1 protein-coding gene is annotated in these 234 nt (G+C 71.8%); it reads left to right on the top strand.

What is annotated here, in order from left to right; genetic code table 11:
* Positions 1-234: LysR family transcriptional regulator (locus HKX41_13660; protein NNC25179.1), on the top strand; the 234-nt coding region annotated here is incomplete at both ends.

Raw genomic sequence — 234 nt, forward strand, 5'->3', positions numbered from 1 at the left:
GGTCAGCGAGCAGTTGCAGAAGCTCGAAGCCGCTGCCGGCGCGGCCTTGTTGTCGCGCTCGCGCCAGGGCGTGGACCTGACCCCGGCCGGGCGGCGCCTGATCGGCCACGCGCGGCAGATGCTGGCCCTGGGCGAGCTGGCCCTGCACGAAGTCCGCAACGAAGTGCGCCGCACCGATGCGCGGCTGGCGATCAGCGATTACTTCCGCAACGACGAGATCGCCGGCCTGCTCGG

The organism is Salifodinibacter halophilus (genome assembly GCA_012999515.1).
Classification (GTDB): Bacteria; Pseudomonadota; Gammaproteobacteria; order Nevskiales; family Salinisphaeraceae; genus Salifodinibacter; species Salifodinibacter halophilus.